This window comes from Agarivorans sp. 2_MG-2023, from assembly GCF_030548085.1.
GTDB lineage: Bacteria > Pseudomonadota > Gammaproteobacteria > Enterobacterales > Celerinatantimonadaceae > Agarivorans.
Genome location: NZ_JAUORQ010000006.1, coordinates 81,262 through 106,083, shown reverse-complemented (window position 1 = coordinate 106,083; position 24,822 = coordinate 81,262). Strand labels below are relative to the sequence as shown.

Below are 24,822 nucleotides of genomic sequence, written 5' to 3'. Positions count from 1 at the left end.
AACACGCTACTTTACCTATTGCGTAATTCGTTTATACCCACGCATTTTCACCAAGTTTTTCACCTTTCTTGATTCGACTAACCAAAAATACTCCGCCACATAAATTGGTATTACACTAATCATTGCTATAGATTTACTTGCCTCTATTAACGTTACTAGAGGCCCTAAAAACAATAGTATGAGATAGAAGCTTATAGCCCCCCAGAAGAGAAGAAAATAGGTGTGTGCTTTCATCATTTGAAACATAACGGCATCATCATTGAATCTAATTTCCAAAATGCCTTTAAGTCTATTAAGCCTTCTTTTACGAAAAACGCCCTTTATACCAGTAGGAACATCCCTGACGAGAAAATTTGAGAGTTTCTTAACAATTGAGTCTATATAAGGAGCTAACTTAGGAACGATGTAAGCCAATATGGCGCTACCCAATAAACCAATTACAACATTCTTATCCATTATACGAGCTCCCTGCCTTTCTTCAGAACAACTAAACCACAACTTCGCTGTTTACTTAAGACTCAATTAGATACACTAACAGCATGAAAATAAAGAACAAGCATCAAGCTAGTTGATATTCATCAAGATTATCACTTGGCAATTTTGTATAACGTTAATCACGGTTCAGAAAAGCGGTAGCTAAAATGGAAACAGGCGTATTAAAAAAATGGGATGATGCCAAAGGGTTTGGCTTTATATCCTTAACCGGAAAGCCCAACGATGTGTTTATCCATATTTCATCTTTGAAACTAATGCCCAGAAAGCCACAAGTTGGCGACACCATTTTATTTCAGATTGAGCACCAACCAAATGGAAAAACCAAAGCCTACAATTGCAGTATTCAAGGGCTTACGCCCACTAGTTCCAATAAGCCTTATAACCATTCCCAACAAAGGAAATTAGCTCGCAATAAAAAGCCAAGTGTATTGGCAAAATTGATTCCGGTTCTTGCGGTTATAGGTGCTATTTTTCTGTATCAATCATTTGCTCCTCAATACTCGACTACTGAGAGCCCACCGCTTATCCCCAATATAGAAAGCTCTACATTGGATAGTTCTTCAAGCTTTTCGACCAGTGGCAACTTTAGCTGTGAAGGGAAAACGCATTGCAGCCAAATGGTTTCTTGTGAGGAAGCCAAATTCTACTTGGCAAACTGCCCTAATACTAAAATAGACGGTGATGGCGATGGAGTGCCATGCGAGCGGCAGCACTGTACTTCATTCTGGAATTGAGCTAAGGATAAGTACGAGTCTTCATGCTTAACAGTTGAAGACTCACTTTTAGAGAGTGATTTAGAATCTATTTACCTAATGCTTCCACAATTAGAGATTTGGTTTCTACCAATTCGCTAGAAAGATCTCCCATTAGAAACCCCTCTTTAGCCATTTCCTCTAGTGCGTGAACATTTTTATCGAAATAGTTTATCGCAGCTGTATATTCAACATACCTGAAGTCTTTTTATAAAGCCTCATCAATTAGATAAGCAGCTGCTAACTCTTCTAAAGACGCATCCTTATAAACAACAACTTTCACCGGGTATTCGCGAGGTCTTGAGTCACCATGCGACTGCCACTGAAACCACTCCACACCCAATAAATGGCTGCTCATAGAAGGTGGTCCAAAAGCGTTGTAAGGTAAAACGATAATCTTATCTTCTATCGATGACTGAGTGCATCCAAAGATGAGGAACGAGCTAGCAATAAGCAAAAACTGTTTCATGTTAGTCCTTGTGAAGCACATTTTAGCTTGGATAAGTCAGTTAACAAAAAGCCTTACCAAAACTTGATTGCTGTTGACATCTTTAACTAAAACTCCGTCTGGTAAAGCACTAGACCTAAACCTACACGCATCAAAAACTTCTATAGGAGCGCTAAAAAAATTGGGGTTGCTGGTTAGCTTTCGAATAGTATCGTCTACAAAATCAGAATCTATTTCTCCGTCATTAATGGAGTATAAGAACTTGCACCCTTGCGTTATCTCTTCGACCTTTTGCTCACTGTAGATATTTATTACTGCATTAAGCCACCAATCATTACTAGATGGCAAAAAGCTATCATTTTCACGAATAACTGGCCCAGAAGTCCAATATACTGATTCGATATCTAATCCATCAAGATTCACAAATAGTGCTAATTTTTCAACACTACGGGAGTACTCAATAAAGTTACTTTCTTTGGGTTCATCGCTATAGCAACCTGATAACCAAAAGAGTCCCCCTAAAAACAGTAGACCAACCTTTACCCTCATACCTACCTTAATTTAACGTTCCAGTTTTAGGAATGTACTGACCATTAGCATGTCTAAAAAACACATTGCACTCTGTTAGCTCAAAATCATCGCCCGTCATTTGAACATAAGGGTTTAGCTCGAGGTAAACATCGACATTACTACCCTCACTTTTTGACGCACCTACAATCGCTTTGTACACATTGTATTTTTCATCAATGAAAACCTCAGCTGCACTTAAGTCTGAGTTTGTCCAAGGCATTCTAAGGATCAAATCACCTTTACAGTTAGGGGCTTTTATAGGGAAAGAGTTTTGTAGAACCCTCACCTCGAATTGTCCGCCGTTCATAACAAACTGATCCGCGCTAAACTCTTTTATTGAACTAATGCTTTGGTCATTCAATGAAAGCTTCAGGTGATGATAGCTTTTGCCATTAGACGCTGAAGTAACGACGTTTTCACTACTCGCACAACTAATGTTACTCAGCAATACTCCTGCACTAACACAAGCTACGGCTAATATCTTTCTTATACTCATAATTATCTATCGGCTCTACAATCTATGGAGTTACAGGAGCAACGTATTTATTCCACTTGTCGATGTACTCATGCGGAAGCCCTTTGCCTAAAGGCGTGTTGTAATATTGCTTCCAGTACCTAGCTTGGGCTTTAATATCTCCAACTTTTGGCAGTGCAGCAGGAACACGCATATAGTGAACCCTAGCCATAGCAGCTGCGTACTTATCGTTATTTTCTAGCTCAGTAATTTTGTTAGCGTTGGGAGAACTCAGAAATGAGATTACGTCTTTCGCGAGGCCTTTACGGTACTTCAAAAAGTTATCCCAAATATCATCATGTGTAGCAGGTTCCATCTGAAAATAACCCTTAGCTGGGCCACCTCCAACCTGACTTCGATACATGAAATTGAGACTTTCTTGCACAGCAGTACCTAAAAGGAGTTCTTCTGCTGCTAAGTTGGCACCACCAATCTTCAAAAGAACAGGCTTTATAACCTGCGTTCTAAAAACTCTTGCTTTGCTCATGCTTGTAACTACTTGATAGTTTAAAGCTATATAGTAACTCAAATTGTAATGACAAAGAACACTAATAACCAAGCTATCATTAGCGTTTCTAAAATGCTAACTCGTCACATCAATTTTTGTGATGATGATAGCCTTTACCAAGGAGTAGCTATAGTTCCAGATGATAGAGCCCCCCACCACATAGAAGCTCCCTTATTAAACTTGATGGCGATCAAGTGAACGGTCAAAAAACAACCGCATAGGTTATTTATTACTATTCTTGATATTGTTGATATAAAAAATAATAAACTCGTAAAAGGTGTGGATATGAATTTACTTAAATCATCTATTGACTCTGCATATTCAGCGCAAATCGCTAACTTATTTCGTGTTCTAGCTAGCTCACTTATTGACTCGAACGAAAATGAAGCACTTGCTGCTCAAGATAGGTTCAAGAAAGGACTACAGCTACTGAGTCACGCTAAGCAGCTAGCTTTAGAGGCTTGCAATGAAATCCCAGACGTAAATGAAGATAGTTTAAGTAACGAACCAAGATTTACAGACAATAAAATTGTCGATGAGATCGGTATCACTGAATGCATTGCATGTGGGGGGCATATAAATCCCAAAACGGGTAGATGCGGATGCAACTTATAGTTATTCATTAGGTAAGCTACAAGGGTACTATGATGGAAAAAGATTCAAAAATAGAAAACTATAACAAGGAAATAGTTACATCAACGCTAGAATTCTTGTCAGTAAAGCGAAAATGTAAAACGTGCTTAAACTTTCCTGAAAAAGTTCTTGGGGTGAGACACTTGGATAATCTCGATAGGCTAAATGGATGGGAGGTATCAAACATACGACTATATCGAGAAAGCCTTGTAATGGTTGAGTGCTTTGGAAATAGTGTTTTTATAGAAAATTTGTTAGAACACCCAATTGAAACAAATCTAATTTTTTTCTATGTTGTCCTTGAGTCATGTACGTTTGCGATCGGTGCAACCAATAATTTAGCTGAACCGGATTGTAAGCACCGCATTTACAATTACTATTTCAAGAAAAACATAGCGCCAGACTAAACTGGCGCATTCAACCTAAAGAAGATTAACCGCTGCCGCTTTATGTTCTGGTGCTAAATGGGCGTAACGCAATGTCATATTCATATCAGCATGGCCGAGTAATTCGCGAACAGTGTTTAAATCGACACTCTTCATCACTAGCTTACTAGCGAAGTGGTGGCGTAAATCATGGAAGTTAAAATCTTCTAGTTCGGCTAGCTCAACCACCTTAGCCCACCCTTTTTTAATATCGGTTAGCGCTTTGCCCTCTTCGCTCTCAAATACATAAAGTTTACTGGTAGTTTGCTTGCGCCAATCTTGAATGACTTGCTGCACTGTTGGGTTTAAAGGAATATGGCGGGTTTTACCTGATTTAGCCGCTTCACCACGAATGGTTAAGCTGGGGATATTTAAATCTATATCTGTCCACTTTAACCCTAAGATCTCGCCTCTACGCATGCCTGTATTCATCGCCATAAGCACTATAGGTTCAATATGGTCGGCAAAACGGCAGTTATCTAAGCTTGGTAGTAGCTCATAACCGCGTTGCTCTCTAAAGGCATTACCACTGTTCCGTTTTGCTTTAGTGGTTTTATCTCGTTGGCGCAAAGCTCCTAGCAACAGGGCTTCTTCATCATCATTGAGATAACGCACTCTAGAGTTATCCAATTTATAGGCTTTTACTTTACTCAACTCGTGAGACTCAATAATCCCCCAATCAACGGCTCTACTAAGCGCACCTTTTAAGGTGTTCACGTTGTAGTTAATGGTCGCCATTGAAGCGCCTTTCTTTTTACGCTCTGAGCGCCATTTCTCAATATCCCACGCGCTAATCTCTGCAAGCTGTTTATCAGCTAAGCACGCAAAGTTTTTCAGCAATACATTCTTAATTTGGTTTGCAGTACGAGTATTGTTGGTAACTAACCAAGGATGATATTTGTTTTCTACATAGGTGGCAAAGCGGGTGAATTTCTCGGCGGCTACCTTGCGCTTTAGGATTTGCTTCTCTAGCTGCACATCTTTGCCAGCAGCAACCTCTCCCACTTTTTGTTTTGCCAAATCGCGAGCTTGAACAGGGCTAATATGCCCTGCTTTACCCAGTAAAAAATTGACTTGTTTACCGTTAATTCGGTAATAAAGGTAGTAATTTATTGCCCCAGAGGACGAAATCCGCGCATGAAAGCCCTTTATTTCGGTGTCATTTATGCGTTTATCGGCAGGAGAAAGCGCCTTAAGCGTTGATGTGCCTATCTTTCCTGTAATAGCCAAGTGCAAATCCTGTGTAGCAAATATGTAGCAGATTGGCAGTATAACAGTGTTTTTCAATATTATTCAGTGAACAAACAGCAACACGCTAAGATACTGATAAATAAATACAAAATATCGCTTCTTTGTTCATTATTGTTCACTGCAATATACCCTAAAACACCCCTAAATCGGACTCATAATCGTTAGGTCCACAGTTCAAGTCTGTGAAGGGCCACCATATTAAAAAAGGCGTAACACTCAGTGTTACGCCTTTTTTGTAACTAGCGATGACTAAATCGGCAAAGCTTGTTGGTTTTTCACTTCTCGAATCGCAAAGCTGCTGTCTACTTGGCTTACCATTGGCAAACGTTGTAGCTCCCTTACCCATTGTTCGTAGGCGACTAAATCCGCTGTAAGTACTTGTAGCAAGTAGTCAAAAGCACCCGATACCGTATGGCAGCTAACCACAGCAGCCATATCACTCACCGCTGATTCAAAGGCCATTACAGGTGCGTCTTGATGCTCTTTTAAACGCACATGCACAAAGGTGGTAATGTTTAAGCCCAATTTAGATTTACTTAAGTGAGCTCGGTAGCCTTCTATAAACCCTTGGTCTTCTAGTAACCTCAATCGCCTTGCAACGGGTGATGGCGATAGCCCCACTTTATCAGCCAGTTCGGCGGTGGTTATTCTGCTGTCTCGCTGAATTAAATAAAGTAGCTCTTTATCAACATTGTTCACGCAGCCCTCATTAGCTCAAAACATCACTTAATAAGTAAAATCTAACACTTAGAGCCAATTAAGTCTTCTTTACTGAATCAAAGTGCCAATTATCACTGTTGTTAATTAGTAATAATAAAGAGGTAACCAAGGAGGGCTCCTATGCAAATACCTCAATCATTGACACATGTTAAACACCACTACTCTGGCAGGCCTCTTGTGCAAGCTATTCAAAGTAGCCAGCAGCAACGGCGTTTAGGCTTGTTAGCGGTAATGGCCACGGTATTGATTTGGTCTGCTTACTTTATATCCTTGCGAAGTAGTGCGTTATCGCCCTTAAGCTTACTTGAGCTGAGCTTGTTTCGTTATGTGATTCCAGGATTATTGCTTAGCCCCTTACTGATAAAACGTTGGCAGCGCATTCGCCAAGTACCGTGGGTTTATTTAGCTGGAATGGTAATTGGAGCTGGTTTGCCATTTTTTCTAGGGTCTGCGGTAGCCATGGGTTTTGCGCCCGTTGCGCATGGCAGTACCTTGGTGCCGGGGGTTGCACCTCTCTTTGTAACGGCTATTGCGGTACTCGTGTTTAAGCAACCTTTTGAATCGTTTAAAAAACTTGGCTTAAGCGCTATTGGCGTGGGAGTAATACTGTTGCTGACGAGTAGTTGGCAGCAAGTAAACTCACAACAAATATTAGGGCAGCTAATATTTTTAGTCGCGAGCGTTTTATGGGCAGTATTTACCATTTGCGCTAGGCAAAGTGGTTTAAAGCCCTTAGAAACAGCTGCCGTAGTTACGGTACCTAATGCTGCAATGCTATTGATTTATCTTATCAGCTCCGGCTCTCACACTTGGGGCTTTACTCAACTACCTTGGCAAGCCTTAGCGGCACAAATGCTGGTACAAGGGCTTGGAGTGGGTTTGTTGGCCAGTTTTTGCTACGGCTATGCCATAACTCGATTAGGCGCAGAGCTAAGCTCAGCCTTAGGTTCACTAACGCCTGTATTTGCCTCAATGTTTGCTTATTGGCTATTTGCTGAAAGCCTCGATCTACTAACAATTATAGGTATGATAAGCACTGTATTAGGTGTGATTACCGCCAGCGGATGGTTTAAAAAGCCAGACCAAACTATCTCGCTATCTCGTTTAAAGGAATGACTATGTTTGAAGACCTCCCGATTGCTAAAGATGATCCTATTTTATCCTTAGGCATAGCCTATAAAGCCGATCCTCGTGATAACAAAATTGACTTAGGGATCGGGGTGTATCGCAACGAACAAGGCCAAACACCAGTGATGCAGGCGGTAACCGCAGCACAAAACCGTTTGTTAGCACAGCAAACCACTCAAGCCTACATAGGGTTAGCTGGTAACGCTGAATACAACCAAGCCATGTTAGATTTACTACTTACAGGCAATGCCGCTTATTCGCGGTCAATCGCTATGCAAACCCCTGGCGCCAGCGGAGCACTGCGCTTGTTAGCCGATTTAATTGCCAGCGCCAAACCTAACGCTACGGTGTGGTTATCAAACCCTAGCTACGTAAATCATCAACCAATTATGCAAGCGGCAGGCTTAAAGGTGGCGCTTTACCCGTATTTTAATCCCGTGAGTAAGCAGGTTGATGAAGCCGCTATGTTAGAGCAAGTCTCTAAACTTGGGCCTGATGACATACTGCTACTGCATGGTTGCTGTCATAACCCCACAGGGGCCGATATCTCTTTTTCCGCGTGGCAAAGTATTACCGAACTGGCGCTTAAGAATGGTTTTTTACCCTTTGTAGACTTAGCTTATCAAGGCTTTGGCCAAGGCTTGGAAGAAGACATTAAAGGCTTAAGCTATTTAGCTAACCGTGTGCCAGAGCTGCTACTTGCTAGCTCAAATTCTAAAAGCTTTGGTTTATATCGTGAACGCAGTGGCGTGGCGATAGTAGTGGGAGAAACCTTACAACAAGCCACAAATGCCAGAGGCAAGCTGTTTGAGTTAGCGCGCAGAAGTTACACCATGCCGCCCAACTGGGGCGCATCTATAGTGTCTGAGATTCTAAATAACAGCGAGCTAAAAGCTCAATGGGAAAATGAGTTAAATCAAATGAGCCTGCGTATGCGTAGTTTGCGACAAAACCTGGCTGATGAGTTTAATCTGCAATCTAACAGTGAGCGTTTTAGTTACTTTACCCAGCACCAAGGCATGTTCTCGCTAACGGGTTTTAGCCACCAGCACACCGAGCAGCTGCGTGAACAACACGCAATTTACATTGTGGGTGGCGGGCGCATTAACATTGCAGGTTTAGCGCAGCAACAGATCCCCCGTTTAGTGGAAGCTTGCCTTGCTGTGGGCGTATAGCGATAGTGATATTAGAATAACTAGCACGAACTCGCTAAAAATTTAAAACGCACCTTACTGATCTATTTACAAATATCTCGAGTTATTAAAGCAAGATGTTTGTTTATGGAGATGTAGGGTATGAAAATATTAAGCATACTTTTTTTATTCTTTTTTAGCTTAGTAGGCTGTAGCCATTCTCCTTACTACAACCCGAAACTTGGTGGTGAAATGTCATTACCAGGCAAAACCTATGACAGTTTCTTCATCGAATCTGATTCTGGAAACCAACTACACACTGTTTTCATCTCATCTGAAAGTGCAAAAAGCAAAGGTTTAGTGGTTCATTTTCACGGCAATGCCGGCAACATCAGCGAAACGGTAGAAAAATACCTTTGGGTAACAGACCAACAATACGATTTACTACTATTTGACTATTCTGGCTACGGCAACTCTAGTGGTGAGCCTAATTTTGACAATCTGCAAGCTGATGCAAAAACGGTATTTCGCTTCGTAGAGCAACAGTTTTCATCTTTAGAAAACTACACATTAATATCTATCGGTACTTCTTTGGGCGGGGCGGTTATGTTAGATGGCCTGCTCGATTCGGAACAGCGAGATATGTTTGAGCTAGTGGTTGTTGATTCGTCTTTCCACAGCTTTCCCGCCGTCGCTCAGCACGTAGTTGAGAAAAGTAGTCTGGGCTTTCTTGGCTCTTGGTTAATTCCGATTGTGATAGATACTAGTCACGACCCTTTGCCTAGACTGCACCAGCTAAACAATACCCAAATATTATTTGTGCATTGCGAAAGTGACGCCTTAATCCCTTGGCAGTTTAGTGAAAAAATGTACCAAAGCAGTGATGTTGAAAAATCATTAGAGTTACTTCAAGGCTGTGATCACGCTAGAACATTCACCCCGGAATCAGCCTCAAATAGGCCGCTATTATTGAGTTACTTTGATGAGATATCCACCCAAAATAATTCTTTAGAATCGCTTTCCAAGGTTGATAACTAAAGGAATATCAATCCCGTCATTCGGTTGATACAGGTTAGCATTTGAAAAGTGTTTATAAGATAAAGCAAACATCCAATTAGTGGGAAAGTGGTTTACCCCTGCCCCAACTTGCGCTTGAAATGCAAAGTGCTTGGCTTGATTTCGCGTACCTAAGCTTTTCTCACTAAGGTAAGTGGGCCCTAGCGCCCTAACAAAAAACCAAGGCTGAAATTCACCGTATGGTTCAGCCAGCAAGGTTAATTGAGGGTATAAAGAAACCGCATGCAAAGACCGATTATGCTCATAATCCGTCCCCACATAGCTGTATCCGACACCTAAGCTTAACCACTGCTTTGCGCTACGTTTATAGCGATAAAACTCATAGTCTAGCCCTACAGTGTAATTGCGCTGATTTACATCTGCACTTGGCTGTGGCCCATAGCCTACATTAGCGCTAAGCAGATTAGTTTGGTTGGCTGCAGTTACGCTAAAGCTTAAAAGTAGTAACACTGCGTGAAGAAGATCGCGAAGAAAGTGTAGAGTCATCCTTGTCACTCTTATAAGAAGAATCAATAGAGCCGAATAAAGCTTCGGCTCCACCAAATGCTATTTTTGTATCGCGGCTTTACCTAATTCACTTTGAATATCACCACTAAGGTTTTTTACCCAACCCTTGTATTTGCGATGAATATAGCCAGAGTCAGGGTTGTATTTCATGTTGTCGCTATCACGATACAAAATATCATATTGTCCATCGTGCAACTTAATATCTACCGCAACGTAATGTGAGCGCACATAGATTTCAGCAAACATTAGATCTGTTTGCTCTTCTTTAATGATCCAGTTGCGTTTTAGCCCAGCCTTTACCATAAGTGACTTTACTTCTTCTTGTGTCAGTTTTTCAGGTATTGACTGATTCAATAAAGGCTTAGGTGCTACAACCTTAGCCTTATTGCTAGCATCGCTAGATTCTGCCATTGCAGCTTGAGGGGCTAATAATAGTGTTGCCACTATAGATAACATACCAATTACGCGTATCATTTTTCGTCCTTTGAAATAGTAGTATTAAGGTTATTCTGCTGGTAGTTGACACTTAATTAAGCTGTGTCCCCAGCCAATATTGTCGATCTGCTCTTTAATTTCTAAACCAGATTCGCCAATAAATTCTTTAAAATCTTGCGATCTATAAAAGCGGCTGTTGCCATTGGCTAAACACGTGAAGTATAAAGACGTTGCATTTAAGCTATGTGCCCCTGCTTCGTGGGTTTGCCGGTCAGGAAATAGCTCCAATATGTACACACTACTTCTAGGGCTCATTGCTGACTTAACCCGACTTAATATCGACACTATTTCTTTCGGTGAGAAGCAATCCAAAAACTGACTCATCCAATAAATATCAGCACCTTTTGGCAGCTCGCCGCTTGGATCGAGCATATTACAGGCTACACCATCAATTCGATCGGCAAAGCCATGCTGTTCTGCATTTATTTTTGCCATAGCAAGCTGCTGCGGTAAATCGACAATTTTCATTGCAACGTCAGGGTTATGCTCACAACACTTAATTGCCCATTTCCCGGTGTTTCCGCCGATATCGACAATGTTTGATGGTTTATTTGCAAATATAAGCTCAAGCAACTTAGGAAAAGCTTTGTCTGAGTAGAAGTGGTCGAAGTTAAACCAACTTTGTTTTGCGGGTTCAGGTAAGGTTGAGAGCCCTTCGTATATGGTATCCCAGTTCCCTAGCTCTTTAAGCCCTGCTGGTGTACCTTCTTGAATCGCTTCGGTTAAATGCTGTAAGCCGGTGTAACAAACATCGGCAGTAAAATCCATGTTGGCTCGGGTCATACCGTCGTGCAACACAAAGTAACCTAAGCGCGTTAACTCATAGCTACGATCAGTGTCGTGCCAAATTACCAGTCCCGCGCTAAGTCCCATATCGAGCAGTACTTTAACGCCATAAGTGCTAACGCCTGAAAGTGCCGTTATCTTTTCAGCACTTAGGCCGTTATCACCAGCCTCATCAAGTGCCTCAAGTATCCCTAAATCTCGTAAACTACGGGCAGTATGAAAGGCCACAGGAGCAAAGGCCAAACGCTGCGCCTGTTCAATCGCATCAACAGCTTTTAGCTTGTCTTTTGTATAAAATTCCACGTACAACTTCCTAATGTTTTACTTAACGTGTCCAACGCTTGAATATAAGAGAGGTATTAATTCCACCAAATGCGAAATTATTACTCATCACTAAATCTGTCTTTATGTCGCGGCCAGAACCAACAATGTAATCGAGTGCCGCGCACTCAGGGTCCACATCATCTAAATTAAGCGTGGGAGCAAACCAACCACTGTTCATCATCTCAATGGAGAACCATGCTTCTAGAGCCCCACAAGCGCCCAATGTATGGCCTAAATAGCTTTTGATTGAGCTAATTGGTACAGCCCTTTTTAAGGCCTGGTAAGTAGCATGGCTCTCTGCTACGTCACCTTTGTCAGTAGCTGTGCCATGAGCACTTACGTATCCAATCTGCTCACCTGTAACACCTGCGTCATTCAAGGCCATTTCCATAGCAACTTGCATGGTGGAACTTTGTGGTTGAGTGACATGGGTTCCGTCTGAATTTGTGCCAAAACCGACTAGCTCAGCATAAATAACTGCCCCACGCGCTTGCGCATGCTCTAAACTCTCCAAAATCAATGTTCCGGCGCCTTCTCCAATCACCAAGCCATCGCGATTCTCTTCAAACGGCCTCGGTGCTGATTTAGGTTTTTGGTTTTGGGTACTGGTAGCAAAAAGGGTATCAAATACTACTGCTTCAGAGGGACAAAGCTCTTCTGCGCCTCCCGCAATCATCAATTGCTGAGCGCCAGACTTAATGGCTTCGTAAGCGTAACCGATACCTTGGCTACCCGATGTACAAGCGCTTGAACTAGTGATTACTCGGCCTTTTAAACCAAAAAACACCCCTAAATTAACCGGCGTGGTATGGCTCATCATTTGAATGTAGGTAGTCGAGGTTATCTTTTTGCTATTGCCATTTTTCAGCATATCGCCGAAATGCATAATGGGTGCTGTACTGCCAATAGATGAGCCGTAAGACACGCCCATTCGGCCATCTGTAATTAGCGGGTCATCAAGCAAGCCCGCCTGTGACAATGCAAGCTCGGTCGCTCGAGTGGCCAGTAAAGACACTCTACCCATACTACGTATTTTCTTACGTGGATAAGTCGGCAGCTCATAATCATCAATCGGTGCTGCCAACTTAGTATGCATGTCGGTAAAGCGTTCCCACTCAGGCATGTAACGGACAGCATTTTCGCCTTGCTTGAGCTTACTTTGAATATCTGACCAATTGTCACCAAAGGCGGTCAAACCGGCCATTCCAGTCACCACCACACGAGGACTCATGCAATACCTCCATTTACCGAAATAACCTGACGAGTAATATAAGCGGCGTCTTTCGACATCAAAAATGCCACAGTGCCAGCGACTTCTTCCACATCACCTAAACGACGCAAGGGGATCTGCTTCTTTAACTCGTCGAGCGGTAGCTCTGCCATCATGTCGGTATCTATCAATCCGGGGGCAACACAATTTACCGTGATTTTCCGCTTTGCGACTTCCAATGCTAAAGCTTTAGTGGCACCGATAATACCCGCCTTGGCAGCACTATAATTAACTTGTCCGCGATTGCCCACTTCGCCAGAAAGAGAAGAAAGAGTAATAATGCGCCCACCTTTTCGGGTTTGGATCATTGGCATAACTAAGGGATGTAAAACATTATAAAGGCCATCCAAATTGGTATGTATAACCCCATCCCAATCTTCTTCAGTCATCGCTGGAAAAGCGTTATCTCTAGCAATTCCCGCGTTTAGAACGACGCCAAAATAGGCGCCGTTGTCAGCAATATCTTTTTCGATACATTGTTTGGATAGTTCACGCTGGCTAATATCAAAAGGCAGCAGGTAGCTATTTTCAGAATGCTCTTTAACTAAACCAAGCGCTAGCTGAGCAGCCTCATGATTACCGCGATAGTTAATCACTACCTGATAACCTTCCTTAGCTAGGCGAACAGCGATCGCTCGGCCAATGCCTCTACTCGCTCCTGTAACCAAAACCCGTGGCTTATCGTTCATATTAACTTCCCTTTACAAACTCAATCGCATTTTTAGGTTGATACACATTTAAATGCGCACTACAAACTATCGAGCCGTGCTGATGTTTTACTTCACAAGCACAAACCGCTAAGCCATCATCTTCGGCATAGATTCTTTCTGCCGAAATAAGCAGCTTACTTCCCAATCTGAATTGGCTTTCCTCAAAGAGGCACTTTCTTGTTCCAATGAGAAACCCCACTTCAACGGCTTGTTGCAGCGATTTAGCTTCCAACCCCGCTAAGGCCGCAACAGCTTGAGCCATATACTCTATTGAAATGTAGGCAGGAACAGCTTGCTCTAAATCATTGAAAAGATGACTATTTTCTTTTATTACAACTTCGCAAACAATCTTGTCCGACTGCCAGTCCACAATCTTATCAATCAGTATCATTGGGGCTGTATGAGGCAGAACCTCAGCAATCGCAGGTAGTTTATCAGTCATTAAAAACATCCTTATGGCCTAAGCACACAACGGCATTACTGCCACCAAAGGCAAAAGAATGACTCAGTGTAGAACCAAGCTTGTGGTGGTAGGGATAAGCCCTTGGGCCGAAAAGTAGGTTGATGTTGGGTAACTCAGGATCCAATGCATAATCTGCATTCATTCCAGGAATCTCAGCGTTACAGTTAAACGCTGGATGCAATAACAACCAGCACAAGGCGTTTTCTATTGCGCCTGCAGCGCCAAGTGTATGACCCGTTTGGTGCTTTGTAGACGAACAGAGGGTGTTGTCACCAAACACCCGTTCTACTGCTAATGCTTCCATTTTGTCATTCAGCGGCGTGGCCGTTCCGTGCAAGTTTATATAAGCAACCTGAGAGGGTTCTATACAAGCTTGCTCTAAAGCCGCGCATATTGCAGCTTCTGCTCCTAGCCCTTCAGGATGAGGTGCTGACATATGGTAAGCGTCTGAACTTTCACCAACGCCAAGTAGATTCACCTCAGCGGCTTCGTTGGTCATAATGAACAATGCCGCACCCTCGCCAATATTTATCCCATCACGATGCTCACCAAATGGTTGAGCTTCGTCGCTAGCCACCGACTCCAAAGCGAAGAATCCGTTTAGAGTCAACTTACATATGCTATCCACCCCACCAAGAATGACAGCATCAGCCATACCACTTGCCAGTAGATTTCTCGCCGAATTAAATACTTTGGCACTCGATGAACAGGCAGTAGAAATACAATAAGCGGGTCCCGTTAAACCTAATTTCTTTTTCAAATACACGGCAGGGCTACCCATTTCTTGCTGGGCATAATGAAAAGACTCTGGGAACTCACTATTTTCTCGCTCGGCGATAGCGTATTCCCCTTCTGCCACACCAGAGGTGCTCGTTCCCAACACAATTGCCACTCTTGATGGCTGATATTGCGTTAGCAACAAACTCACATCTTGTTCAATTTGCTGGAACGCGGCTTCGAGTAACTGGATATTTCGACTCACAAGATAAGGCCAGCGCTTGTCACAACTCGGCAGCGGACCCTTAACAGCTCCCACTCTTACTGTATGGTCAGGAATGTAGGCATCGCTGAGCGTGCTTGTATCTCGCTTTCCAGCCAACCAATTCGTCCATACTTCACGCTTATCTCCTCCCAAGGCACATACTACAGCCATGGCCGGTAGACCATATATCTTGCTCATCGTATTTGGGCCTCAAGCGTGGATATGTTTATTTGATAGCTTGCCTTTAGGTTTTTCAACATCACATTGGCTTGCCATTTTGAGTCGCCTTTAAACTGCACTGAGGTCACTAGCTCATTGTGTAAGTAAAGCTCCCTGCAACGAGATGCCTGTTCGCATTCAGAATCTTGTACTCGCCACCCCATAGCGTTTAACTGCTGATTGAGCTCGGCTGTTGGCCAGTATACAAGTTGCATATCAGCTAACATAAATTGGGCCATCTGATCATCGAATATTGGAACATAGCTGTCTTTTACTAAGTGTTCACCGTCGTAGTCGAGTTTGAATAAGGGGGTAGAAAATCCATCTAAAGCTAACAATTCAAGTCGATCTGGTGTTACATCTAGGTAAATCAACATTTGTTGATTCTCACCGTTAATACGAAAACTAATCACTTGCTCCAAAGCAACTGACTGTTCTAGCTCACCGGGGCTAAGCAAAGGTCGCGCAGCGGGCATTTCCGGAGAAAATGAATGCGAGCATGCACTTAGCGCCAAAATAAATCCTACTAATAAAAGACTTCTCACTCTCCCTCCCGCAATTTATTAACGACAAACTGCGGAGCTAATAGATAACTGCATGCAATTCCGCTTAGCACTATCACACCAAACCCTGCCAATGCAGGTGTGGCGCTTAACGCTAATAAACCAAAAGCCAGTATTGTGGATGTAGCCGCCAACGTCGTAGCCATTAGCAAACGATAGGAAGGTTTCACACTCAATTGGTAAAACAGCGCATAATCTAGACCGACTCCAAACACCAATAACAGTGCTAACACATGAAATAAACTTAAACCCTGCCCCAGCCAACCCACTACAGATAAAGCCACTAATACAGCGAGTACAGGAGTAGATAAACACCGCAGTGCCATAACGAACCCTAAACGAGCCGTTAATATAATACCGATGATCACCAACACTCCAACTAGAAGAGCGGAAGCTTGCGACCTAAGTGTGCTCAACGCTGTTGAAATCTCTGCCACAGGGTCGACAAATTGAACGCCTTCAAATTGCTGCGCTATTTGTTGCAGAGCCTCAAGGTTATGAATATTTAAAAGGCTTACTACCGACGCTTGATGCTGTTGGCTTGTTACCCAAAAATCACTAAACACTTGGTTTTCTGGTGCCGCGAGAAAACTATCTGGTGTTAATAAACGCCCCTTTGAAGCCAAAAACTTGTTATATGCAGGCTCAGCAAGCTCCTGGTCAAATCCGATGTCCTCAAAAACACTTGCTAAGTTCTGATAGAGCTGACCAACCAGTATATGGTTTGCCTTCTGCTGCTCTATGGTTGGAATAATGTGACTTAACCCCCAAGCACTGCCTAACCAGTTTTGTTTAACCGCGTTATTTAACTCACCGAGTAAGACCCGCTCTCTTGTAAGGATCTGTTCGGGGCTATCGCCACGTACTAAATAAAACTGATTAGCCTGCCCATTTTGGAAAAGGTCAAGTAGTTGCTGCTGTTGGTAATCAATGGTCGGAAAGTCACCTCTTAGCTGTCGAATATCGTCTTCAGTGTTTAGCTGAACCAAACCGCCTAAAACAAACAATCCCAACAAAGCCAGCGACCACTTGTTTAAACGTAATTTCAGCCAGCGCTCTGACCAGCGTGCTTGAGGAATAGTGGCGGCTAAAATAGGGGCTAACAAGTAAAGTGACACTGCTGCGCCAAATAACCCAGAGGCACAAAATACCGCCATTTGCTTTACCCCCTGCATGGGTACAAACAACATAGACAAATACGCAACAACACTGCTTAACGCACTTAAACTAAGCGCAGGGGCAATTTTTCTTAAGGTTTCAGCTGCTGAAGCACGACTTCCCGCATGTTCAGCACAAAAGTGAAATGCATAATCAATGGCAATACCAATTAGGCTAGCGCCAAACACCAAGGTAAGCAGATGCAGCTGTTCAAAAAAAACACTCACTGCAGCAAGCGCAAATAACAAGCCACTCAATAAACTAGCAATCGCCAAAACCAAGGGTTTAACCGAGCGAAAGAAGAACAAAATTAACAGGCTAATCAGCAATATAGACGCTACACCAATGGTGCTCATCTCATGTTTAGCTTGTTTGGTTGCCGCGTCAGCATGAAATAATAAACCCGCCTTCAGAAAGGCTAAGCTATCTTGCTCAGAAGCTAGAAGGTGCTGGCTGGTATTTATAGCCTGAATTAGCTGCTGCTGTTGAGCAGGCGAAAATACATTGGCACTCACTCGGAGCTCTAACAACATCCAATAAGTATTATTAGAGTGAGCGCTTAAAAAACCTCTTTCATCCACTGATGATTGCGCTAAACCTGCAAAGCCATCTAATTGCTGGGTAAACAAAAACAAAGGATCTTCAATAAGGTTTGATGAGCTAACCACGCTGGCTGGCGACCAAAGCTGGCTTATTGCGGTTGCTATAATTGCCGAATAATTTGCCTTTTCTAAAGTATCTTGCTGCTGCTGATTCAATCGCACAAATCGGTAAGGGAAAAGCCCTCTGGCAATATCCTGTCCTTGATCTAGCCTTTGCAGCATTACTTTGTCAAAAGCCTTGGTTTGCTCAAGATATTCTGCCAACTTAAGCGATGCTTCAATGGCTTGTGTTTTGCTTGAGTGACCTACAGCAATAAAGTTAAGCCCCTCTAATTTGCTTGCCAATTGCTCACGTGCGGCTAAGCCCAGCGGATCCGCAAGTGAGCCAGGCAACATTGCGCGTATGTCACTGTTGACCCGCATACTTTGGCTTTGGTTTAACAGCACAAACAAACTTACTATTACCAATATCAACCAGCAAGCAAAAGGCTTTTTAATCATTAAGCCAACTTAATTGTTGCTTACTTAATGTTACGGGCTCAGCCTGAAGCAATTGAATAGTAAGAATATCTTGATTAACTTGATGCATCTTTATGTTGTCTAAAGCCGTTGAGCCACTTAACTCTATGCTCAATAGGGCATTTTTCATTTGTTGGTCAATAGGCTTCAGCAAAATCTGCCACGCTTCTACACTTGAATCTTTCGCTATTAATATTTCAAATCGCTGTGAAAGTTCGCTCCATTCCCCAAGAACAACATGCTGCATCATAGGAGCCCAAGCATTAATCATTTGCTCGGCTGCATTAGGCAAGCTCATATCTGCATCATCGCTATCGAGTTGACGCACACTCTTCGAGGTAACAATCAGCGTTTGTTTTAAGGGCTTTAATTGCTGCCAAAGCAAACCATTTTCAGCGTTAATCACTAAGTGGCCACTACTTACCAATGGCTTCTTCATTACTTTTAGTTTTCGATACTGGATGTAATTCGCCTGATAATGCTCGCCCTCAGCTAAAGATAATTGCTGTAAGAAAGTAGCACTAGCATCAATCGGCTGCCATGTTGTGGCACTTGCCCAAAAGCTAACAAAACACATCAACAAAGGGCTAAATAGGAGTAGTCGACGCTTGAAAATTAGTCTGGTGAACATATACCCAACTTGGCCATTTTGTTGATTAGGGCTTGAGGGGAAGCAAAACACATCTCGCCATTGCTTTTATCTACTGCGACTTGAATGGTGTAACCTTTTGTAAGCACGGTTCTAGTAATTTTATCTACAATCAGATATTCAATTTTCAAACGGTTTTCAAACTCGATAAGCGAGGCTTGTACAACTAGTTCCTGTTCATAAGTACTGGTTTTAACATACTTAAGCCGAGTATCAACAATTGGCCAAACATATCCAGACTCATCCATTTGGCGATAGTTGTAATCCAGCTTATCTAATAACGCACAACGCGCGACTTCGAAGTACCGAAGGTAGTTTCCATGCCAAGTCACTCCCATTGGGTCTGCGTCATGGAACGGAACGGTTAGCTCTACCTCAGCACTAATTAAAGACTTCATGAGCAGTAAAGCTCCCATTTTCGTTGCTGTAGTTGCTTGACCACTTGACGTAACTCAGCTTCAAGGGGGCGATCTTCTTCAACCAGTTTAAAGTCTTCCATCACCTGCAAATAAGAGGCTCGTAACTCACCGTTTAAGCTATCCAATTCCAGCTCACCCTGTTGCATACGCAAGGTAAGTGCTTGATGCACCGCTAGCCACGCTGCGGCAATAACTTGTTCTGTTAGCTCTAAAACTCGCAGGCAATCTCGAGCAGCAATGGTTCCCATGCTGACCTTGTCTTGGTTATGGCATTCTGTAGAGCGAGAGAACACACTGGCAGGCATAGTTTGCTTTAAAGCTTCAGCTGTCCATGCCGAGGCACCGATTTGTACCGCCTTAAAGCCATGATTAATACACGCTCGTTCGCTTGATGCCGCACTAAGATTACGTGGTAAACCGTTATTAAATTTTTCATCCATAAGCAAAGCGAGTTGTCGGTCAACCAAATCAGCCAAGTTTGCCACTGCATTCTTCATACTATCCATAGCAAACGCGATATGCCCACCGTAGAAATGTCCGCCATGCAGTACATGTTCGCCATCACCATCAATAATCGGATTATCATTGGCACTGTTTAACTCGGTTTCAATAAACTGACGCATAAATGGCAGCGCATCTCTAAGCACACCAATAATATGCGGGGCACAGCGAATAGAGTAGCGGTCTTGTAAACGTTCTGAGTTTCTAGGGTGTTGGTGATGATTTAGGTCATTACGGATCCATTCGGCTACTTGGTTTTGCCCAGGGTGTGGTTTAACCGCAAATAACAATTCGTCGAAATGGTTGGAGTTGCCCTTTAGCGATAACGATGCCAAAGCGGTGATACGACTCGTTACCTGAGTTAAGTATTCAGCGCGCCGATACGCCAAACATGCTAAACCTGTCATAACTGCTGTGCCATTCATAATGGCCAGGCCTTCTTTGGGCCTTAAGCGAATAGCTTCAATGCCAAGCTCGACAAACACTTCATAACTAGGGCGACGGCGATTTTTGTAATACACCTCGCGCTCCCCCATCAACACTGCGGCAACATAGGAAAGAGGAGTTAAATCACCAGATGCCCCCACCGACCCCTCTGAGGGGATAACGGGCATAATGTCGTGCTTCATTAACAACTCAAGCTGCTGGAGTAACCGATAACTCACTCCAGATTTGGCCAATGAAAGTGAACTTAAACGACTAGCGACTACCGCTCGCGCTTCATTCGGGGCTAATTCTTTGCCCATACCACAGCCGTGAAAACGTGTGAGGTGTAATGGTAACTCTTCCACTAACTCAAGAGGAACTACAATGGTACAGCTATCACCGTAACCCGTAGTCACACCGTAAATAGCACCATCTTCTTCGAGTAGGCGGTCCAAAAATTCAGCGCCTCGCTCAACAGTAGCCACGTAATCGGGGCTGCTATTTAAACATGCTAACTGAGGTTTTCGGCTAAGTAACTCCACTTGCTCTATGGTTATAGCTTGTTGCCCAAACACCACTTGCAAGCATGATGAGATTACCTGTTCAGCTTCTTGCTGCGACGACGCGATGTCAACTTGAGTCATCGTATTTGTCCTTTAGTCACGGTGTCTTGTGTATCTGGACACCAAAAATCAAAAAAATTAAACCACTGTAAGGGGTAGCGAATGGCGAGAGTCTCTAGCCTAGATGCGTAATCTTTACTGGCCTGTTCTATGCGTTGTTTACGTTCGGCTCTTACTGCGCCTAAGTTATCGCTGATTTTTTCAAAATACAGACGATAACGGCCACTGTCCTGCTGCATACAGAACAGACTGAACACCGGGCATCGTAACAAAGCGGCTATTAAAAAAGGCCCTTGAGGGAACGGAGCCAACTCACCCAAAAATGAGTGGTAATTCACCCTGCCATAACTGTCGGCAGGCGTTCGATCCGCAGCAATAGCAACTAACTCACCATCTTCTACATATTGCGCAAGCCGTACCCCTAAATCTGGGGTAAACTCTGATATCTGAATGAGGTTAAGCTGAGAGTCTGGGTTAAGTTCAGCCAGCATTTTGTTGAATTTGTTAGCGTTCTCTGTAAGTACCACAACGTTAATTCGAGTCCGGTACTGAGTCTCGGCCAACGCTCTGCACATCTCTATATGGCCCAAATGAGAGGTAAGCAACACTGCGCCCTGTTTGCGTTGCAGGGTATCAATCAGTAAAGCCTTATTAGGGAAATCTACTTCAGCACGCGTAATTTTTTGCACCCAAGCATCTAAGCGATTGAGTGATGCACTACCAAAGCTAAGAAAGTGAGCAAAACTATGCATCCAATTCGGCTTATTGGGTATTGGGCTTTCAGCGTGCTTTGCAACCTTTTGCAGAAAGGCTTGCGAGGCTCGGCGAGTAGAGCCTCCACTTAGAAAGAAATAACCAATAGCGGGATAGAGCAAAAGTTTAGCTAAGTATCGACCACCAAGACGATAGCCCATTAGTGTTAACTTTAGGCCCCAAAAGCTTCCTCTTTCAGCCACTGCCGACCAATGCGCCTGTTTTTGTTTTCGCCAAATAAGTGATGGTAAACGCCACAACATGCCAAAAAACAACTTAGTGTGCATTTTACTAATTAACCAGTTGTCTTCCCACGCTCTAAAATGGCTAAGGCCCTGTTCTGGATAGATCACTTTGGTTGGGATTTGAATAATTGAGGTTTCACGCCAGTAGTGTCGAACTAAGACTTCAATATCAAAATCCATCCGCTTTCCTAAACTAGCGGAATCAAGTAATTGAATAGTCGATGTCAAAGGGTAAACCCTAAAACCACACATACTATCTTTTAGCTCAAGACTAAGTGTTTCTATCCACACCCAAACATGGGTTATATACCTAGCGTAATAGCGCGCTTTAGGAACAGACGCATCATACTCTGGAATACCTGTAATTAATGACTCTGGATTAGCCTTGGCTAATGTTAGAAAGCGATTTACATCGACTAGATTATGCTGACCATCGGCATCAACTTGTAATGCGTGGCTGTATCCTGATTTTGCAGCTTCACGTAAGCCGGTCATCACGGCCCCGCCTTTACCCAAGTTGCGATCATGTCGATATAGCTGGACATGTTCAAATCTCATCGCGAGATGGGACAGGAAATCTGCGGTCTTGGAGTCACTGCAATCATCCACCAGAATGATGGGCAGGCCTAGCTGAGAGATTGTCTCTTCAATCGCATGAGTATGGTTATAATTTGGAATAACGACGCAAGGCTTAAACATCATCAAACCCTAGTTGCACACGTCCACTGCTGTATTTGTTATTCTCGTTAAAATAAGAGAAATAGAGTTTGCTTTTTTCCTTATCAAATCGAAGGGATAGCTGAAGTCGACAATTGGGTTGCATCACATGCTGATACTTTAAAGCCTCCAACGCGACGACTTTAGATGGGACATTTAGGTACTCAGTTGCAAACTCGATAGCCCAGTGAAGCTGTGCTACACCAGGAACAACCGGCAGATTTGGGAAGTGGCCTTGCAAACATGGTAAATCAGCAGCAATAAACAAACTGATGTTTACACTACCGTTTACATCTTCAACTGATTCAACTGTAGGTACCCCAAATTTTTTCATGTAAACAATAACCTCATTTTCGGTATCTGGCGCTTTCCTTGAGAATTAACAAGTAGCGCATCAACATAACGCCATTTTCGGGGTAACGTTACTGCTTCAAATTGCTTAGATAAATAGCGTCGAAAAGTCTTATTTAAAAAGAACTTCCCATTTTCTATTTGTTGTCGGCCAAGTTCATTCAATACCACCACTGCGCCAATGTAATCTCTTGACGAGGAAAGAGTCAGCAAATCACAGTGTGCAACCCAAGGGTGGTCTGCTAATTCGCTGGTCATTTGGTCTAAACAAACACGTTTTTCAGCAATTTTAACAACTCGGTCTAAGCGCCCTACCAAATTAAACCCATCCGCTTCAATACTGACTGCGTCATCCATTTGGTACCATGCCTTACTATCCTCTAAATAAGGAGAGCAAATTTGTAAGGCCTTAGAGGGTGATACCCGCCAATTAATACCATTGAAAACTTTCCAATATTGCTGCGATAGCTGATTACGATATGCAACCCCACCCGTTTCGCTACTACCAAAGACTTCTGTTGGTGCGTATTTCCACTGTAAACTTAAGGCACTTGCGGCAGTAGGCTTAAGAGGCCCACCAGAACTCACACAAAACTGAGGCTTACGGTTCAACAATTGAGTCTGCACGCTCAGGTGCTCTAAAAAAGACGGGCTAGAAACAAAACTGATAGCTTGCTGGGCAGCACTAAAGAGGTCTTCAGGGTAGGTGACAAGCTTAACTAACCAAGGTCTTTGAGTAAGTAATGGCCAAAGAACGGTAAACAATAAGCCATATATGTGCTGATGAGAAACACTGGTACAAATAAGGCTTTGTTCAACATGCGAGCCAAAATACTGCTCTAAGGTATTTACCTCTGCAAATAGCTGCCGCCATTTCTTAATAACTTTTTTAGGCTGACCGGTACTGCCTGAAGTAAAAAGGTGAAGCTCTTGGTCATCCTTAATATCAATATCTTGCAGCATGCCTTTGCTTGCGGACTCATTTAGAAACTCGCGATAGCCCGTAACAACATCAGGAAGATCTTGTCCTACTCCGTGATCTGCACACACCGCATCCACTTTATCGACAAAATGCAGAAGGGTGTCTATTTGTTGATTAGGCGGTAAAACAGGGGTTCGCTTTGCTAATAACAAAGCGAATAAGCAACAAGAAAAGTCGAAACTATCCTCTGCAAACAACAACCATAGCTGATGTGGTGTAGACTCAATTTCATGATACTTTGCCTGAACTTGCTGCCACCAATCTACATTAGACAATGCTTCATCTCGAATGGCGACTGAGTAACTCGGCGATATAGAAGGAAGCTTAACCCTATTCATACTTTTCTTCTAACTTGAAACACTTTCTTAAGATCCACTCTCCGGCCAATAAACTAGCGATTAACATGTAACTAATCAATCCGTTATACAATGTCCAAGTTTCTATATCTGCGGCGAATATAGTCCAACCGCTCACTAAGGCGTTCAGGACAAAAAACACACACCAAACTTTAGTCAACTTGATGAAATACGAACGAGCTGAAACAGGGATAGCTTTTCCACTTAAACGAGCAAACTTTTCAATGATTGGTTGCTCATCCGCAAGGCTCAACATAAACACTGCACATAGAACAATATTTACCAACAAAGGGTAAAGCTGAAACCACGTTTGCTCTTGCCTAATGACAGCAAAGCCGGCCAAAGCAAGCCCTAATAAACCCAACCATTTTTGCTGCTGTAATACACCGTTGCTATTCCATGTGAGCAGTACTCGCAGTGAGAAAACTACTAACAGTGCTCCTCCAATCATATAAAAAGAAAAAGAGTTTAAGCCAAAGTAAATAATGAAGGGGTATACGACTAGCGCTATCACCACCAATGTTCTAATCAATTTACTCGTCATTATT

At 43.0% G+C, this 24,822-nt stretch carries 28 protein-coding genes; 5 read left to right on the top strand and 23 right to left on the bottom strand.

Annotation, left to right across the window (positions count from 1 at the left end; genetic code table 11):
- Positions 1-15: 15 nt before the first annotated feature.
- Positions 16-456, bottom strand: coding sequence for a hypothetical protein (locus Q4549_RS10680; protein ID WP_303551729.1), 441 nt, complete (start codon positions 454-456; stop codon positions 16-18).
- A 185-nt stretch (positions 457-641) separates the two neighbouring features.
- On the opposite strand from Q4549_RS10680, the gene Q4549_RS10675 reads away from it, so the two are divergent.
- On the top strand, positions 642-1,229 hold the full coding sequence (locus tag Q4549_RS10675; RefSeq protein WP_303551730.1) for a cold shock domain-containing protein: 588 nt from the start codon (positions 642-644) through the stop codon (positions 1,227-1,229).
- A 226-nt stretch (positions 1,230-1,455) separates the two neighbouring features.
- On the opposite strand, the gene Q4549_RS10670 is transcribed toward Q4549_RS10675, so the two are convergent.
- Genes Q4549_RS10670 through Q4549_RS10655 form a run of 4 tightly spaced genes read right to left on the bottom strand, consistent with a single transcriptional unit; the run spans position 1,456 to position 3,266 of the window.
- A complete protein-coding gene (locus Q4549_RS10670) occupies positions 1,456-1,716 on the bottom strand; it encodes a hypothetical protein (RefSeq protein ID WP_303551732.1) in 261 nt (86 codons plus the stop codon).
- Positions 1,717-1,752: 36 nt separating this feature from the next.
- Positions 1,753-2,244 (bottom strand): hypothetical protein, encoded by a 492-nt coding sequence (locus Q4549_RS10665; RefSeq protein WP_303551735.1) that lies wholly within the window; start codon positions 2,242-2,244, stop codon positions 1,753-1,755.
- Between the two features lie 7 nt (positions 2,245-2,251).
- Positions 2,252-2,761, bottom strand: coding sequence for a hypothetical protein (locus Q4549_RS10660; protein WP_303551737.1), 510 nt, complete (start codon positions 2,759-2,761; stop codon positions 2,252-2,254).
- A 22-nt stretch (positions 2,762-2,783) separates the two neighbouring features.
- A complete protein-coding gene (locus Q4549_RS10655) occupies positions 2,784-3,266 on the bottom strand; it encodes a hypothetical protein (RefSeq protein WP_303551740.1) in 483 nt (160 codons plus the stop codon).
- A gap of 306 nt (positions 3,267-3,572) precedes the next feature.
- On the opposite strand from Q4549_RS10655, the gene Q4549_RS10650 reads away from it, so the two are divergent.
- Positions 3,573-3,902 carry a hypothetical protein gene (locus tag Q4549_RS10650; protein ID WP_303551743.1) on the top strand — a complete coding sequence of 110 codons (330 nt, stop codon included), beginning with the start codon at positions 3,573-3,575 and terminating at the stop codon, positions 3,900-3,902.
- A gap of 440 nt (positions 3,903-4,342) precedes the next feature.
- Here Q4549_RS10650 and Q4549_RS10645 read toward each other — a convergent pair whose 3' ends face one another.
- Entirely contained in the window at positions 4,343-5,575 is a 1,233-nt protein-coding gene (locus Q4549_RS10645; RefSeq protein ID WP_303551746.1) for a site-specific integrase, read from the bottom strand.
- Positions 5,576-5,845: 270 nt separating this feature from the next.
- Complete coding sequence (locus tag Q4549_RS10640; protein WP_303551749.1) at positions 5,846-6,295, bottom strand: Lrp/AsnC family transcriptional regulator; 450 nt, start codon at positions 6,293-6,295, stop codon at positions 5,846-5,848.
- A 141-nt stretch (positions 6,296-6,436) separates the two neighbouring features.
- Here Q4549_RS10640 and Q4549_RS10635 point away from each other — a divergent pair, with 141 nt between their 5' ends.
- From Q4549_RS10635 to Q4549_RS10625, 3 genes are all read left to right on the top strand, one after another.
- Positions 6,437-7,432 carry a DMT family transporter gene (locus Q4549_RS10635; RefSeq protein ID WP_303551752.1) on the top strand — a complete coding sequence of 332 codons (996 nt, stop codon included), beginning with the start codon at positions 6,437-6,439 and terminating at the stop codon, positions 7,430-7,432.
- A 2-nt stretch (positions 7,433-7,434) separates the two neighbouring features.
- Positions 7,435-8,619, top strand: coding sequence for an amino acid aminotransferase (locus tag Q4549_RS10630; RefSeq protein WP_303551755.1), 1,185 nt, complete (start codon positions 7,435-7,437; stop codon positions 8,617-8,619).
- A gap of 120 nt (positions 8,620-8,739) precedes the next feature.
- Positions 8,740-9,615 (top strand): alpha/beta hydrolase, encoded by an 876-nt coding sequence (locus Q4549_RS10625; RefSeq protein WP_303551758.1) that lies wholly within the window; start codon positions 8,740-8,742, stop codon positions 9,613-9,615.
- On the opposite strand, the gene Q4549_RS10620 is transcribed toward Q4549_RS10625, so the two are convergent.
- The 16 genes from Q4549_RS10620 to Q4549_RS10545 are packed head-to-tail and all read right to left on the bottom strand — an operon-like array spanning position 9,586 to position 24,818.
- Positions 9,586-10,140 carry an acyloxyacyl hydrolase gene (locus Q4549_RS10620; RefSeq protein WP_303551761.1) on the bottom strand — a complete coding sequence of 185 codons (555 nt, stop codon included), beginning with the start codon at positions 10,138-10,140 and terminating at the stop codon, positions 9,586-9,588. The two genes, Q4549_RS10625 and Q4549_RS10620, sit on opposite strands and share 30 nt — an antisense overlap.
- A 60-nt stretch (positions 10,141-10,200) precedes the next feature.
- Positions 10,201-10,635, bottom strand: a complete 435-nt coding sequence (locus Q4549_RS10615; RefSeq protein WP_303551763.1) for a hypothetical protein — start codon at positions 10,633-10,635, stop codon at positions 10,201-10,203.
- Positions 10,636-10,665: 30 nt separating this feature from the next.
- Positions 10,666-11,745 (bottom strand): methyltransferase, encoded by a 1,080-nt coding sequence (locus Q4549_RS10610; protein ID WP_303551765.1) that lies wholly within the window; start codon positions 11,743-11,745, stop codon positions 10,666-10,668.
- A 22-nt stretch (positions 11,746-11,767) separates the two neighbouring features.
- The gene (locus Q4549_RS10605; RefSeq protein ID WP_303551766.1) at positions 11,768-12,997 is read right to left on the bottom strand and encodes a beta-ketoacyl-ACP synthase; all 1,230 of its coding nucleotides are present in this window, start codon (positions 12,995-12,997) and stop codon (positions 11,768-11,770) included.
- Positions 12,994-13,725 carry a 3-oxoacyl-ACP reductase FabG gene (fabG, locus tag Q4549_RS10600; protein ID WP_303551769.1) on the bottom strand — a complete coding sequence of 244 codons (732 nt, stop codon included), beginning with the start codon at positions 13,723-13,725 and terminating at the stop codon, positions 12,994-12,996. Before fabG ends, Q4549_RS10605 begins: the two co-directional genes overlap by 4 nt.
- Before the next feature lies 1 nt (position 13,726).
- A complete protein-coding gene (locus Q4549_RS10595) occupies positions 13,727-14,188 on the bottom strand; it encodes a 3-hydroxylacyl-ACP dehydratase (protein ID WP_303551771.1) in 462 nt (153 codons plus the stop codon).
- Positions 14,181-15,389, bottom strand: a complete 1,209-nt coding sequence (locus Q4549_RS10590; RefSeq protein WP_303551774.1) for a beta-ketoacyl-ACP synthase — start codon at positions 15,387-15,389, stop codon at positions 14,181-14,183. Before Q4549_RS10590 ends, Q4549_RS10595 begins: the two co-directional genes overlap by 8 nt.
- Positions 15,386-15,955: a DUF3261 domain-containing protein gene (locus tag Q4549_RS10585; RefSeq protein WP_303551777.1), complete on the bottom strand. Its 570-nt coding sequence runs from the start codon at positions 15,953-15,955 to the stop codon at positions 15,386-15,388. Before Q4549_RS10585 ends, Q4549_RS10590 begins: the two co-directional genes overlap by 4 nt.
- Positions 15,952-18,234 carry an MMPL family transporter gene (locus Q4549_RS10580; RefSeq protein WP_303551780.1) on the bottom strand — a complete coding sequence of 761 codons (2,283 nt, stop codon included), beginning with the start codon at positions 18,232-18,234 and terminating at the stop codon, positions 15,952-15,954. Before Q4549_RS10580 ends, Q4549_RS10585 begins: the two co-directional genes overlap by 4 nt.
- On the bottom strand, positions 18,227-18,883 hold the full coding sequence (locus Q4549_RS10575) for an outer membrane lipoprotein carrier protein LolA (RefSeq protein WP_303551783.1): 657 nt from the start codon (positions 18,881-18,883) through the stop codon (positions 18,227-18,229). The genes Q4549_RS10580 and Q4549_RS10575 overlap by 8 nt, the downstream gene beginning before the upstream one ends.
- Positions 18,868-19,299 (bottom strand): thioesterase family protein, encoded by a 432-nt coding sequence (locus Q4549_RS10570; RefSeq protein ID WP_303551787.1) that lies wholly within the window; start codon positions 19,297-19,299, stop codon positions 18,868-18,870. Before Q4549_RS10570 ends, Q4549_RS10575 begins: the two co-directional genes overlap by 16 nt.
- Entirely contained in the window at positions 19,296-20,891 is a 1,596-nt protein-coding gene (gene hutH, locus Q4549_RS10565; RefSeq protein WP_303551791.1) for a histidine ammonia-lyase, read from the bottom strand. The genes Q4549_RS10570 and hutH overlap by 4 nt, the downstream gene beginning before the upstream one ends.
- Complete coding sequence (locus Q4549_RS10560; protein ID WP_303551794.1) at positions 20,888-22,570, bottom strand: glycosyltransferase; 1,683 nt, start codon at positions 22,568-22,570, stop codon at positions 20,888-20,890. Before Q4549_RS10560 ends, hutH begins: the two co-directional genes overlap by 4 nt.
- Positions 22,560-22,919, bottom strand: coding sequence for a thioester dehydrase (locus Q4549_RS10555; protein WP_303551797.1), 360 nt, complete (start codon positions 22,917-22,919; stop codon positions 22,560-22,562). Before Q4549_RS10555 ends, Q4549_RS10560 begins: the two co-directional genes overlap by 11 nt.
- On the bottom strand, positions 22,916-24,256 hold the full coding sequence (locus Q4549_RS10550) for an AMP-binding protein (protein ID WP_303551799.1): 1,341 nt from the start codon (positions 24,254-24,256) through the stop codon (positions 22,916-22,918). The genes Q4549_RS10555 and Q4549_RS10550 overlap by 4 nt, the downstream gene beginning before the upstream one ends.
- Positions 24,249-24,818 (bottom strand): septation protein IspZ, encoded by a 570-nt coding sequence (locus Q4549_RS10545; protein ID WP_303551802.1) that lies wholly within the window; start codon positions 24,816-24,818, stop codon positions 24,249-24,251. The genes Q4549_RS10550 and Q4549_RS10545 overlap by 8 nt, the downstream gene beginning before the upstream one ends.
- Positions 24,819-24,822: the final 4 nt, after the last annotated feature.

Bases quoted from the DNA above. Each gene is read 5' to 3' on its own strand.
- Q4549_RS10555 (WP_303551797.1), bottom strand. From the start codon at position 22,919: ATGAAAAAATTTGGGGTACCTACAGTTGAATCAGTTGAAGATGTAAAC.
- hutH (WP_303551791.1), bottom strand. From the start codon at position 20,891: ATGACTCAAGTTGACATCGCGTCGTCGCAGCAAGAAGCTGAACAGGTA.
- Q4549_RS10680 (WP_303551729.1), bottom strand. From the start codon at position 456: ATGGATAAGAATGTTGTAATTGGTTTATTGGGTAGCGCCATATTGGCT.
- Q4549_RS10630 (WP_303551755.1), top strand. From the start codon at position 7,435: ATGTTTGAAGACCTCCCGATTGCTAAAGATGATCCTATTTTATCCTTA.
- Q4549_RS10550 (WP_303551799.1), bottom strand. From the start codon at position 24,256: ATGAATAGGGTTAAGCTTCCTTCTATATCGCCGAGTTACTCAGTCGCC.
- Q4549_RS10595 (WP_303551771.1), bottom strand. From the start codon at position 14,188: ATGACTGATAAACTACCTGCGATTGCTGAGGTTCTGCCTCATACAGCC.
- Q4549_RS10625 (WP_303551758.1), top strand. From the start codon at position 8,740: ATGAAAATATTAAGCATACTTTTTTTATTCTTTTTTAGCTTAGTAGGC.
- Q4549_RS10660 (WP_303551737.1), bottom strand. From the start codon at position 2,761: ATGAGTATAAGAAAGATATTAGCCGTAGCTTGTGTTAGTGCAGGAGTA.
- Q4549_RS10635 (WP_303551752.1), top strand. From the start codon at position 6,437: ATGCAAATACCTCAATCATTGACACATGTTAAACACCACTACTCTGGC.
- Q4549_RS10615 (WP_303551763.1), bottom strand. From the start codon at position 10,635: ATGATACGCGTAATTGGTATGTTATCTATAGTGGCAACACTATTATTA.
- Q4549_RS10655 (WP_303551740.1), bottom strand. From the start codon at position 3,266: ATGAGCAAAGCAAGAGTTTTTAGAACGCAGGTTATAAAGCCTGTTCTT.
- Q4549_RS10620 (WP_303551761.1), bottom strand. From the start codon at position 10,140: ATGACTCTACACTTTCTTCGCGATCTTCTTCACGCAGTGTTACTACTT.
- Q4549_RS10605 (WP_303551766.1), bottom strand. From the start codon at position 12,997: ATGAGTCCTCGTGTGGTGGTGACTGGAATGGCCGGTTTGACCGCCTTT.
- Q4549_RS10545 (WP_303551802.1), bottom strand. From the start codon at position 24,818: ATGACGAGTAAATTGATTAGAACATTGGTGGTGATAGCGCTAGTCGTA.
- fabG (WP_303551769.1), bottom strand. From the start codon at position 13,725: ATGAACGATAAGCCACGGGTTTTGGTTACAGGAGCGAGTAGAGGCATT.
- Q4549_RS10675 (WP_303551730.1), top strand. From the start codon at position 642: ATGGAAACAGGCGTATTAAAAAAATGGGATGATGCCAAAGGGTTTGGC.
- Q4549_RS10650 (WP_303551743.1), top strand. From the start codon at position 3,573: ATGAATTTACTTAAATCATCTATTGACTCTGCATATTCAGCGCAAATC.
- Q4549_RS10560 (WP_303551794.1), bottom strand. From the start codon at position 22,570: ATGATGTTTAAGCCTTGCGTCGTTATTCCAAATTATAACCATACTCAT.
- Q4549_RS10665 (WP_303551735.1), bottom strand. From the start codon at position 2,244: ATGAGGGTAAAGGTTGGTCTACTGTTTTTAGGGGGACTCTTTTGGTTA.
- Q4549_RS10575 (WP_303551783.1), bottom strand. From the start codon at position 18,883: ATGTTCACCAGACTAATTTTCAAGCGTCGACTACTCCTATTTAGCCCT.
- Q4549_RS10580 (WP_303551780.1), bottom strand. From the start codon at position 18,234: ATGATTAAAAAGCCTTTTGCTTGCTGGTTGATATTGGTAATAGTAAGT.
- Q4549_RS10570 (WP_303551787.1), bottom strand. From the start codon at position 19,299: ATGAAGTCTTTAATTAGTGCTGAGGTAGAGCTAACCGTTCCGTTCCAT.
- Q4549_RS10670 (WP_303551732.1), bottom strand. From the start codon at position 1,716: ATGAAACAGTTTTTGCTTATTGCTAGCTCGTTCCTCATCTTTGGATGC.
- Q4549_RS10590 (WP_303551774.1), bottom strand. From the start codon at position 15,389: ATGAGCAAGATATATGGTCTACCGGCCATGGCTGTAGTATGTGCCTTG.